General features: G+C 46.5%; 8 protein-coding genes. 7 read left to right on the forward strand and 1 reads right to left on the reverse strand.

All coding sequences use genetic code 11. The features are described 5' to 3' along the window. Positions 1–101: 101 nt before the first annotated feature. Positions 102–3287 (forward strand): PAS domain S-box protein, encoded by a 3186-nt coding sequence (locus LX98_RS03315; RefSeq protein WP_496427539.1) that lies wholly within the window; start codon positions 102–104, stop codon positions 3285–3287. Beyond that, positions 3284–4744 carry a sigma 54-interacting transcriptional regulator gene (locus LX98_RS03320; protein ID WP_496427540.1) on the forward strand — a complete coding sequence of 487 codons (1461 nt, stop codon included), beginning with the start codon at positions 3284–3286 and terminating at the stop codon, positions 4742–4744. Before LX98_RS03315 ends, LX98_RS03320 begins: the two co-directional genes overlap by 4 nt. Before the next feature lie 72 nt (positions 4745–4816). Here the strand turns inward: LX98_RS03320 and LX98_RS03325 are convergent, their stop codons facing one another. Beyond that, positions 4817–5911 carry a WD40 repeat domain-containing protein gene (locus LX98_RS03325; RefSeq protein ID WP_496427541.1) on the reverse strand — a complete coding sequence of 365 codons (1095 nt, stop codon included), beginning with the start codon at positions 5909–5911 and terminating at the stop codon, positions 4817–4819. A gap of 254 nt (positions 5912–6165) precedes the next feature. Here LX98_RS03325 and LX98_RS03330 point away from each other — a divergent pair, with 254 nt between their 5' ends. The 5 genes from LX98_RS03330 (at position 6166) to LX98_RS03350 (ending at position 12245) form a co-directional block, all read left to right on the forward strand. Continuing rightward, entirely contained in the window at positions 6166–7164 is a 999-nt protein-coding gene (locus tag LX98_RS03330; protein ID WP_496427542.1) for a hypothetical protein, read from the forward strand. Between the two features lie 124 nt (positions 7165–7288). After that, positions 7289–7843, forward strand: a complete 555-nt coding sequence (locus LX98_RS03335) for a 4Fe-4S binding protein (RefSeq protein ID WP_496430557.1) — start codon at positions 7289–7291, stop codon at positions 7841–7843. Between the two features lie 336 nt (positions 7844–8179). Beyond that, on the forward strand, positions 8180–9151 hold the full coding sequence (locus LX98_RS03340) for a molecular chaperone TorD family protein (protein WP_496427543.1): 972 nt from the start codon (positions 8180–8182) through the stop codon (positions 9149–9151). 117 nt (positions 9152–9268) lie between these two features. After that, positions 9269–10225 (forward strand): ethylbenzene dehydrogenase-related protein, encoded by a 957-nt coding sequence (locus tag LX98_RS03345; RefSeq protein ID WP_312643612.1) that lies wholly within the window; start codon positions 9269–9271, stop codon positions 10223–10225. A 247-nt stretch (positions 10226–10472) separates the two neighbouring features. Then, a complete protein-coding gene (locus LX98_RS03350; RefSeq protein ID WP_496427544.1) occupies positions 10473–12245 on the forward strand; it encodes a radical SAM protein in 1773 nt (590 codons plus the stop codon). The last annotated feature ends 7 nt before the right edge of the window (positions 12246–12252 follow it).

Here is a 12252-nt window from a genome sequence, read left to right on the forward strand (position 1 = left end):
CGTCCTTGTTACCGTTTCTTGACATCAAGGAAAAAGGAGTACCAAAATGTAGAAAATCATAGGAGTTAGACATTCTTTATGGATCTTGCGATGTTACCAAAGTGAAACGCTTTGGGTTTCCCCTCCAACTTAAGGGCAAGACGATTCTGGCGATGGTGCTGGTTGGTCTTCTGCCCCTTATTCTTTCTCTCCTCCTCACATATTTTGAAGAAAAACGTGCACTAAGGGAGGCCGCCGGTATCACCATGAAGGGGATTGCGGTGGAAGTGGCTCGTAAAGTCGAGACCCAGATTGTTCGTGGAATTAATGAGGCGCAACAGTTGGCCACAATTCCCTTTATTCGAAGTGCCATCATGAATTCGAACCGGAGTTATGCTGATAAAAATCCAGACGAAATTCAGGCTCTAATTCAGCAGTGGCAGGAAAGTTGGCGGGCCCAATCCAAAAAGGATGAGTTCCCAGTTTTTCTGAACAAATATGCTACCGACTACCTGATTCAATGGCATGCGATTCGAAAATCGGATTATCTCGCGATTGTTGTCGTTGATACGCAGGGGGCATTGGTGTTGAGCTCGTTTCCACAAGTCAATTTTTTCCATGGAAACAGTCTCTGGTGGGAGGCCGTGGTTCAACATCATGATGCCCAGGCGTTTGTGAGCGATTTGTCATTTGATCCAGGGTTTGGGACTCATGTCCTGAATGTTGGCGTCCCGATTTGGGATGATCATCGACAAAACGTAGTGGGAGCTATCAGTATTCTTCTGAGAAGGGATTCGTTATTTCGGTCGATTTCTGAAGTGGCCGCCGGGAAAACCGGTCATGCCATGTTAACCGCATCCGATGGAATGCCGATTCTCTGTCCCGCCTTTTCTTTGGAAGAGCACGTGATGCCGCCGAATGTGGTCAGTGCGTTTCAACAAGGCGGAGTTGGGTGGTTGGTTGCCGATCCGGATTCCCATGGTATGCCGAATGCCATTGTTGGCTATGCTCCTCTTCATTTAGGGATGCCACTAGCTCCAGAAAGTTTTGGTGGGAAGTCCTGGCATATGTTGACCAGTCAAGATTCTGCCGAGACGTATGCACCACTGGATCAATTATTAAGTAAGGTTATCTTCTATGGAATCTCTGTTTTTGTCATCTTGTGGGGGGCGGGAGTCGTGGTGGCTGGCCGGATCGTGAAGCCCATACAAGCCCTATCGCAGGGAGTTGAGCAATTTGGAAGTGGGAATTTATCGGAAAAGATTGTGATCCGTACCGGTGATGAAATCGAACGCTTGGCGGATACATTCAATGCCATGGCGGACAATCTACAGCATTCCTTTTCTGAGTTGAATCAGAAAGTGGATGAAATTGGGCGATTGGAGCAGAAATATCGTGATCTCATTGAAAATGCTCCGGAAATGATTCATCAATTAGATCCCGCAGGGCGGTTCGTCCATGTAAATACGACTGAGTTGCAAAAGCTGGGATATTCGCTTGTCGACATGCTTGAGATGTCGCTCTGGGATATTGTCCCGGCGGAACAACAAGAGGGGGTGCGGGCCTATGTCCAAGGGCTGGCCTTGGGTGGGGCGCGCTCTATAGAAACTGTTTTTCGGACGCAATCACGTGAAGTGATGGATGTGGAAATTCATTCAACAACGCTGATGGATCCAGGGACCCATTCGGTGGTGTATTCGAGGGGATTTGTGAGGGATATCACTGCCCGAAAGGCTCTGGAGCGTGAAGTTGAGCGATATACCACCCAATTGGAAGGGATTGTCGCCGAACGAACTCAACAACTGTCTGATTCAGAGGCGGGCTATAAAGCGTTATTTAATTTAGCTGCCGATTCAATCTTTGTGGTTGATTCGGAAGGCCGAATCTTGGATGTCAATGCGCGTGAACGGGAAATTCTAGGGTATGTCCCTTCTGATTTAGAAGGCGCGTACTTCGTGAAGCTCGTTCCTCCGGCATTCCAGATGATCAGTCAGAATCTGTTGGAACGAGTCAGTGGTGAGGAGTCAAAGGTGCCCACGACGGAGATTGAGGTTTATGACCGACAAGGCATCATGAAGTCCATGGAGATGGACCTGGTTCGCATTGATATGGGTGGAAGAGCCTCAATCATGGTGCAGTTGCGAGATATTACCGAGCATAAAAAGCTTGAAGCTGAACTGCAACGATACAATGAAGTCCTGGAAGAGAAAGTCTCTGAGCGTACGCGGGAAATTGAGCAAGCCAAGTTGTACATTGAAAGTTTATTGGAAAATGCGAATGACGTGATTTATACCTTGGACGTTGATTTACGGTTTACTTATGTCAATGGAAAAGTTGATGCATGGGGATATCGAAAAGAAGACTTGATTGGTAAACCGTATCTCTCGTTACTCTCCAAGCGGTATCGTGGACGGTATTTGAAAGAAACATTGGATCTTGGGACAAAGCAAGTCTACGAAGTAGAGGTGGTCAGTCGAGAGGGAGAGTTGCGGTCGGTTCTGGTGAGTGTGGCCCCGCTTCTCAATGATGAAGGCGTTTACACAGGTGTATTGGGTATTGCCAGGGATATTACGGAACGGAAGCATTTGGAACGCCAGGTGCAGAATTCTGAGCGTTTAGCCTCCATTGGTAAGCTGGCCGCCGGGGTCGCACATGAAATTAACAATCCGTTAGGGGGAATTTTAAATTGTTTATATAATATTCGAAAGGGAACGTTGACGCCTGAGCGATCCCAGGAATATTTGCATTTTATGGAGGATGGATTGCGACGCGTTCAACGCATCGTTCGGCAGCTTCTGGATTTTTCCCAGCAACGGGAACCGGAATTAGCCATGACAGATCTTCATCAAATTTTAGACCGAGTTCTGGTATTGACCGAGCATGTATTCCTGGGCAAACATGCCTCTCTGAGTAAGGACTATGATGAGACACTGCCGATGGTGATGGTCGATTCGCATATGATTGAGCAGGTGATTATGAACTTAGTCCTGAATGCGGTCCAGGCACTCAAAGAGGGGGGCAAAGTGACATTGCGTACCCGAAAGCAGGAAGAAGGATATGAAATTGAAGTGGAGGATACTGGGTGCGGAATACCTCAAGAGATCCGACCTCATATTTTTGATCCCTTTTTTACGACGAAAGGGACCGGAGAGGGGACCGGGTTGGGATTGTCGGTGAGTTTGGGAATTGTGCAGCGGCACGCAGGTGAAATGTTGGTTGACAGTGAAGAAGGAAGAGGCACTCGTTTTACCATTCGCTTGCCCTTGGTTCGATCTCGTGCGGGCATTCCTGTAAAGGTAGGCACATGACTCACGGTTCCGTTTTGATAATTGATGATGAGCCCTTGATGCGAGTCTCTATGGTGGATGCGCTGAAAGCTATCGGCTATGTGGTACAGGAAGCCAGTTCTGGGTTGGAGGGACTCGAGCGGTTGCGGACTTCACGGTTTAATTTGGTCATCACTGATTTGCGATTGCCTGGTGTGGATGGACTGCATATCGTCAAGCAGTGCCGGGAGCAGTGCCCTGGCACGGAAGTCATTGTCATTACGGCACATGGTTCCGTTGACACGGCTGTTGATGCGATGAAAAGCGGTGCCTACGACTACATCACGAAACCCTTTTCTATGGATGAATTGTTGTTGAGTGTGCAGCGGGTGTGTGCGGTGGTGGCTCTTCGTGAAGAGAATCGGGTGCTACGGGATGCCTTGGAAAAGAAATTTAGTTTCCAAGGGATTGTGGGAAAAAATGAGCGGATGCGACAAGTGCTGGAGAAAGTCAAGTTAGTCTCGGCCACTGACGCGACTGTTTTAGTGGTAGGGGAAAGTGGAACGGGAAAGGAATTGATTGCCAATGCCATCCATACCAATAGCGCTCGCCGAAATCATGCCTTGGTCAAAGTCAGTTGTGCCGCGCTTCCGGAAACGCTGTTGGAGGCTGAACTGTTTGGGCATGAAAAAGGGGCGTTTACGGGAGCTCTCCGGCAACGGCAGGGGCGGTTCGAACTTGCTCATCAGGGAACGCTTTTTTTGGATGAAATCGGTGAAATTTCTCCGTTGGTCCAGATTAAATTGCTTCGTGTCCTACAGGAACGGCAATTTGAACGCGTTGGGGGAAATGACACGATTGAGGTGGATGTGCGATTAGTGTGTGCAACGCAGAAGGATTTGCGGAAAGAAGTTGAACAAGGACGATTCCGGGAAGATCTTTATTATCGGTTGAATGTGGTGCCAGTTCAGCTTCCCCCTCTTCGAGAACGTCGAGAAGATATTTTCATGATCGCCCAGCATTTTTTGGAGACGATGTCAGATCGAAATCACCAAGAACCCAAAGCCTTGTCACGGCAAGCTCGCGAGGTGTTATTGCAGTATTCCTTTCCGGGGAATGTCCGCGAATTGGAAAATACTATTGAACGGGCGTTAGCATTGGCACAACACACTCAAGAAATCCAGGTTTGGGATCTCTGCGGACAGAGTCGATGTCCATATGCGGGAGGGGAACCGCAAAAAGGATGCGGGTTTTGCGGGAATCAAGAAGGCAGGAGAGGCGTGAAAAATGGGGCGATGGAAACATTGGCCGAAGCGCGGGAGCATTTTGAACGGGGTCATATTCTAGAAATACTCAATCGAACAGGGTGGAGTCGGATGACGGCCTCGAAGGTTTTAGGATTATCGAGAAAAGGGCTTTGGGAAAAATGTAAACGGTATGGAATTGTGCGGGCATGCGACGACACGGACTCTGAGAAGGGCGATGAGAATGAGGGTTGAAAGGGCAGCCCTTTAAGGAAGAGAGAGCTGCCCTGAGTTTTCTAAACTAAGGATTTCAGTGACGGGAATAAATTATTCCCCACCCTCCCAGAGGGTGATGATGCGGTCATTGCCAGCTGTGGCGAGGTATTTCCCATCAGAAGAAAGAGCAATTCCCCTGACAGGTCCTTTGTGTGATCGAAGTGTTCGGAATTGACGGCCGGTTTGGATGTCCCACATTTTGACGGTCCCATCATCGCTGGCGCTGATAAGCACCTGGCCATCTTGGGTCACAAGAAGATTTCTGACCCATTCAGAGTGCCCTTTCAGCGTGCGGCGTTCCTCCATGGTCGGCATGTCCCAGAATTTAATCGTACAGTCACGACTACCTGAGATCATGGTGCCCCCGTCAGGGGTAAAGGTGAGAGCCCCAATCCAATATTCCATGGGTTTTTGAAATCCACCTTGATCATCTACGTAAAAACCACGATTTTCGGTCTCTTCGTCATCGGCCTCATCTCTCCAATGGCCGTTGTGAACAATTTTTTCTTCCCCGCTTGGCAAAACCTCATAGAGCTTAATTTTCCCGATATCGGTGCCAGCCACTAGGTGAATGCCGTCAGGTGAAAATGCTGTGCAGACACTCCAATTATGGTCGTATTGATCTTTACCAAGGAGCGTCATGAGTTCGGTGCCTGTGGTCACTTCCCAAATTTTAATGTCTTTATTCTGTCCCGCCCTCGCGAGCATGAGCCCGTCTGGTGAGAAGGAAATACTGCATACGGCATGGTCGTAACGAGTAAAGAGTAACCGGAGGGATTCTCCCGTTTGAGGATTCCACAGCCGAATGGTCCTGTCCTCACTTGCGGAAGCGATAATTTGCCCATCAGGGCTATACTTAACTTCTCGAACGACATGTGTGTGCCCTCGTAGGGAACGAAGAAGGCGGCCGGTCTCAATATCCCAAATTCGGATAAAACGATCATTCCCTCCGCTTGCTAATGTCAGGCCATCAGGGGAAAAGGCGACAGCCCATATCTCTTGTGTATGACCACGGAATGACTTCAGTTCCTTGATACCGCCTTTCCAATAGGCTAATGAATCGATGAGTGGCGGAGGTTGTGAATCAGGACTAGGGATGAACCCGGGGTTAGAACTCAGTGTGTCTGGGCTTGTTGGCTGGGTCATGGAATTCCTCGCTTCGGAAACAGATTGACATCAAAGGGATCGGGTAAAAGGAGTCAGGAATGGATGAATGGGATTCTCTTGCCAAAAGGGAAAACGCATTCCTATAATTCAACTGGTTATGATACTAAACGGCGCTTTTCGAGGGAGTCAAGGTAGCTACCTCCCAAATTATTGTGAATTTATTTTTACGGTGATCATCATTCAAGAAACAAAACTTGTCTTGTGGTGATCTTGCGGTAAACGGAGGTTTGCTCATGGAAATTCGTTTTCAACCCGCCCTCCTTCAGGAGGTGATTGATTCGTTTGCTGAAAAAACTGAGCGTGAAGGGGACCCGACTTACTTTAATGAATTTCATGAGTTTGCCGATCCCATTTACGAGAAATTTTCCCTTGATGACCGTGATCCGGAGTTCAAGCGCCTTTATCAACATTTATTCGCTAAATGGGGGTTTGCCGAAATTCTTCGTGATGCTTTTGATGACTTCCCGGTTTTGCGAGATAAAACGGGGATTGTGTTGGTCCGCGGCGTATTGAAAGAAGATCAGGAAGGGGTTGATGTTCTTCGAAAGTGGGGAGTGGTCGAAGAAAAACTCGCTCGCCAATTTGAAGAGGCCGGGAAAAAAGGGGTGGGGATTAAATTGATCCCTAGGCGGTTTTATGATCCAGCCATTACCCGTTACCTACGACATGAGTTAACGCATATTTCTGACATGTTAGATGAGGCTTTTGGGTACGATCCTGACACAAAAGTCGGATTGAACCCTGGGGAAGAACATTTGATTTTAAATCGTTACCGTGTGCTGTGGAACCTTCATGTTGATAGCCGAATTGCCCGAACAGGCAAAGAACCGATGTTTTCCAAGGAATATCGGTTTCGGGAGTTCCGTTCCTGGTATCGAAAAATTCCTCCAGGTCAGGTGGAATCCGTGTTTGAAGGCATTTGGCAGACGGATTATCTTACTCACGCCGAATTAGTGGAGATGGCCTCGGATACGATACGAGTAATTGAGAGAGCCATTGAGGTTGAGGATAGTGAGATTCCGGATGTCCCAACGAAACCCATGCTACTTCCAGGGTTTCCGTGTCCTCTTTGTCGATTCCCAACTTATACCTGGGTAGAAAACATGGATGAGACGCTCGAAGGTTTTGTCTTAGATTTTATTCGCGAAAATCACCCAGGATGGGATGTGGAATATGGAGCCTGTGACAGATGCGTGGAGGTGTATAAGCTGCGGGCCTCCGGAGTGGTATAAATTCGAAAAACACCTTTCCTCATGTGCCATTGGTTTTATTGGTTTATAGACTATTGAAAGCGTCGTAATGTCGGACTCCCATCTGCCAAACCAGCCTTCGTCCAATCCGTCGTTAGGTCGAAGAATGTTTCTTCGACAGTCGGCCATTTCCATAGGCGCCACAGTTCATGAATTCGTAAAACATCGTGATGCTCCTTCCCCGATAAAAAAGGAGGAGCCTGTTCCTGAGAAAACGGGGTGGCTCCGTCCCCCAGGGGCTGTTGATGAGGAGTTGTTTTTGGAGCGCTGCACGGGATGCGCCGATTGCGTCGAGGTCTGTCCTCACGATGCAATTCAAGTATTAGTGAGCAATGATACTCCCGTGATCTATCCAGGAGAAACTCCATGCAAATTATGTGAAGATCTTCCCTGTATCGGGGCGTGTACAACGGAGGCCCTTTTGCCCGTTGTGGATCGTTTTCAGGTAAATATGGGAGTGGCGAAAGTTTTGGCAAAAATGTGTACGGCAGGAACTGGCTGCAATGCATGTGTGTCTAAATGTCCTACGGAGGCACTTTCGATGGATTTTGGCTCCTATCACATTCGTGTAGATGATTCGGTATGCGTGGGTTGTGGCATATGCCAATATATCTGTGGAACGGTAAATGACCGTAGCGCAATTCGGATTGTTTCTAGGTAAGGAACGTATGGTATTTTGGGATTAATGGTATTAAGAGCTTGAATGACCTGGAGAAGAAAAGTGTGAATATGGACCCTTTAGCTGGGAGGTATGAAAAATGGACGGAGGCATAAAAGGGAGTCATTTTGTGTGGATTTTCTAGGATAGAATTAGGGGATTCCAATTGCTGGAAAATTCTGGAAACTATGGGGCTATCAGGGATAATGAAGTCTTGACTTCATAGGGCTGTTGTCCTATTATCTGATCCCTTTTTCATGAATCCTTAATGGCCCTGACAATGATCCTAATTGAAGCAAATACTTGTGAAATGAAAAAATTTTAAAAGTTAGGTGAAATATGACATCAGGCGTTAAAGAGGGGAAAAAAGCAGGGAAAAACGGAATGCCAGTTTCCGGAAATGAAAAGGCCGTCAAGATTTCTCCAAAAGATGCGCCAGCTGTTGATCGGGCGCTTTGTCGAAGCAAACTTTATCTGTTGGTTTCCTGGGGGTATCTCTACCCAGAAGACGAGGAGTTTCTGGATTATCTTCAGAGTGGGGAATTCGTTGAGGATGGAAAGTCGGCATTAGAGGGGTTGAAAAAAGAGCTACAAAATATAGGGGGCGATGAAGCGCAAGAGCGTCTTGATGCATTGATGGGTAATTTTGATGCCATTGAATCTTGGATATCTTCAGAAGGCGAAAACTGGAGTCTCCAAGACTTACGTGATGAGCATCGCCGGGTGTTTAGCAATGTCATCGCATTAGATTGTCCGCCATACGAGACATTATTTGGAAATGACCATGTTTTCGGGCAGTCCTACGTGATGGGAGACATTGCCGGTTTTTATAGTGCTTTTGGCCTTCAGCTTTCTCCGGATATTCATGAACGCCTGGATCATTTGAGTGTAGAGTTGGAATTTATGCATTATCTGGCGTACAAAGAATCATATGCCATTCTTCATGATGGAGCAGAAAAACTTAAAACCGTCATTGAAGCGGAGAAAAAATTTGTTAAAGAGCATATTGGTCGATGGGTTCCTTTGTTTTCAGGAATGTTAAATAGAAAAGCCGATTACGGTTTTTATAAGATTTTGGCTGATTTTACCTCTCATTGGATTGCTTTCGATATTGCGTTTTTAGGGGTAACACCTCAGCCTTATTCAGAAACGGATTATCGTCCTGCCTCATACAATAACCCCGAAGGCCAAAGCTTTGAATGTGGAGCTCAAGATCAAGGAAATGAGCTAAGCCTTCTGATGAGTGAAGTGGGAGCAGATGCATTTTTGGATAAGGAAAGTGGAACAACAGGCCAATCAGGAAATGCTTAGTGAGAAAATGAGTTAAGTCATTTTTTGAAAATTTGTTTTAGTGGCGACAGGTTTGAGGAGACAGGTAGTTAGCAGTCTTTTCGGTTTTAATCTTTTATCAAAGGAGGATGCGTCATTATGAGATTGGTGCAGACGCGTAACAAACGACTGGTGTTTGGCGTTCTTCTGTCTGTCCTGGTGGTGTGTGTAGGTTTGACCATGGGGCAGATTCCGCTGGCCGTCTCGCAGCCGGTAACGATTCCGGTTGGCAAAATTACTGGCCCAATCCCTATGGATGCGGCGAATCCTGTGTGGGAATCCGTGCCCGGTATCGTTGCCCCATTAAGTGGGCAGACGATAACGACCCCAATGCACCCGAACATTTCAGTGAAAACTGTGATGATCAAAATGGCAACAAATGGCGAAGAAATCGGCGTTTGGGCTAACTGGGGTGATCAAACCTTAAACAACACCACCATTGGTCCTCAGGATTTCAGGGATCAAGTGGCGGTACAATTCCCTGTGCAATCCGCAGGCGCGCCTCCATTCCAATGTATGGGACAGTCTGGTGGGACAGTCAACATATGGCGTTGGAATGCCGAATGGCAAAAGGATCTTGGAGCTGGCGTGGCCGGTATGTGGGATGTGGACAATCAATATCCCTCCATAGCATGGGATTATTACTATGAAGAGCCAGCCGGTGGTGTGACCTATCCTGACCGTATTGGTCGGAGCTTAGGGCCGTTTAACCCCGGTATTTGGTCTGGTAACATTATGTCCGATCCTAACCTGCGGCTGGGATCCGTCGAAGATTTGAATGCCAACGGATTTAGCACGTTGACGACCCAAGCGTCCCAAGACGTGGTTGGAAATGGATTATGGGAGCCGTATGGATCACTGAAGGGTGGGTGCTGCAGCGGTCCGACCTGGAGAGTGGTCATGAAGCGGAGTCTCAAAACCCAAGACCCCAATGATGTTCAATTCGCGGCAGGAGCGAGCTTCCCGGTAGCTTTTGCGGTCTGGGATGGTTCAAACGTAGAACGAAACGGGATGAAAGGGATTTCGACTTGGTTTACGGCTCAAATGCCAAACTAAGTTCATTCCTTTTCTGAATCAGGTCCTTATTCATATAGGACGTAGCTGAGCTTGAAAACCTCCGGTAATGGACTCCAGTAATGGGGGAAGTTGCCGGAGGTTTTTTTTATAAGGACTTATTTTTGAAATGTTTATGCAACAAGACAAGAAAAAGCTAATTGTTGCATTGAAGAGAATGGGACGTGTATAAATTTAGAATAGGCAAATTCTGCGTTTCTTATTTTCCCCATTACCTGGGAGCCGCATTGTGAAAATTTCACTTTTATTCCCTCCTAGTTGGCATCCCTCTCAGCCCTATTTGAGTATTCCCTGTCTATCGGCCTTTCTTGAAAAATCCGGTGTTCCAGTTCATCAGCAACGTGATTTAAATATAGAGTTGCTTGATAGGGTGTTAACTAAAGGATTTGGGTTAGATATTTATCCACGGTTAGTTGATTTGGTGAAAAAATTGGAAACATCGGTTTCTGGAGATACCGGCTATGGGAGTAAAGAGCATTACGCTCGTGTTGTTGAATCACTTGACCGTTTTCCCTATCTCATAGATGAAATCGAACCCGTTAAAGCATCATTGCGTGGGGAAGAGTTTTACGACATTGAGCGTTACCGAGAATGTCTCTTTTTAATTGATCGGTGGTTGGAGGTAGTATCTTCTTTATATTTTCCGACCAGGATGACGGTGGTAGACAACCAATTTGCGTATTCAATCTATTCTTCGCGAGAAATTCTTCAAGCGATACACGATGAAAACCAAAATCCGTATCTTGAGCTTTATCGAAAATTTTTCCTTCCTGCTTTTGGACAAGATATTCCAAACTTTGTTGGAGTCTCCATTACCGCTACCTCACAGATTATCCCTGGTTTAACTCTGTGTAAATTAATTAAGGAAATTCACCCGGAGGTTCATGTCACCGTCGGGGGTAGTATTTTTACAAGGCTGGTAGACAATCTCAGACGGTGTGATCGGTTATTTCAATTGACGGATGATTTCATTGTGTTTGAAGGTGAGACGGCCCTTTTGGAACTGATAAGTCAGCTGGACGGGAAAAAAGATTTTACGAAAGTGCCGAATCTTATCTGGCGGCAAGATGGAAAAATAATTGTGAATCAACCCTTTTATTCTGAAAACCTTGCGGACCACCCAGCCCCAAATTATGACGGGTTTCCCTTGGGTGATTATTTAGCCCCGCATACGGTGTTGCCAGTACAATTTTCTAGAGGTTGTTATTACAAGGATTGTGCTTTTTGTGCCCTGACTTTGGATCATCAGAACTTTCGGCAAAAGGATCCGATAAAAGTTGTGGATGAATTGGAAGCGTTGTCCCATAAATATGAAACACCGTATTTTTTCTTTACGGATGAATGCCTGGCTCTTTCGCCAACCAAGCGATTGTGTAAGGAGCTCATTCATCGAAAATTGGGTTTACAGTGGACGGCTGAGTTGCGATTTGAAAAGAATTTATCTCGTGAGCTACTCACCTCTATGCGTGAGGCAGGATGTCAGAAAATTGTCTTTGGTTTGGAAACCTATAATGCCCGATTGATGGATTTTATGGTGAAGGGGATTACCCAAGAAAATGTTGATCGGATCTGTTCCGATTGTGTCGATCTTGGAATTGCGGTGCATTGCTATGTGATTGTAGGGTTTCCGACGGAAACAGAAGAAGAATCATTGGAAACATTGAATTTTATTGTCAATAATACGAAGCTGCATTCCTCCTATGGGTTTTCCTGTCAACCGTGCTTGTTTGATTTAGAAAAGGAAGCCCCGATTATGAGCGATCCAGGGGGATACGGGATTCAACGAATTATGCGACCGGCCTCGGAAGATTTGAGTTTAGGGTTTTTTTATGAAGTAAAATCGGGGATGACTCCAGAGCAGGCTGAAAAAGTATATCAATATGTGTATGAAAAGATTAGTGAAGTTGTATGTGAATTACCCTTTAACTACTCCATGGCGGATGGGTTGTTATATATCACCCGGCATAATAAAGAGTTTGAGGTGGAGCCCTCTAGGGTGTAGATAATAA

The organism is Nitrospira marina (genome assembly GCF_059568365.1).

Coding starts and splice junctions, on each gene's coding strand:
- LX98_RS03325 (WP_496427541.1), bottom strand. CDS start 5,911: ATGACCCAGCCAACAAGCCCAGACACACTGAGTTCTAACCCCGGGTTC.
- LX98_RS03335 (WP_496430557.1), top strand. CDS start 7,289: ATGTTTCTTCGACAGTCGGCCATTTCCATAGGCGCCACAGTTCATGAA.
- LX98_RS03330 (WP_496427542.1), top strand. CDS start 6,166: ATGGAAATTCGTTTTCAACCCGCCCTCCTTCAGGAGGTGATTGATTCG.
- LX98_RS03345 (WP_312643612.1), top strand. CDS start 9,269: ATGAGATTGGTGCAGACGCGTAACAAACGACTGGTGTTTGGCGTTCTT.
- LX98_RS03340 (WP_496427543.1), top strand. CDS start 8,180: ATGACATCAGGCGTTAAAGAGGGGAAAAAAGCAGGGAAAAACGGAATG.
- LX98_RS03320 (WP_496427540.1), top strand. CDS start 3,284: ATGACTCACGGTTCCGTTTTGATAATTGATGATGAGCCCTTGATGCGA.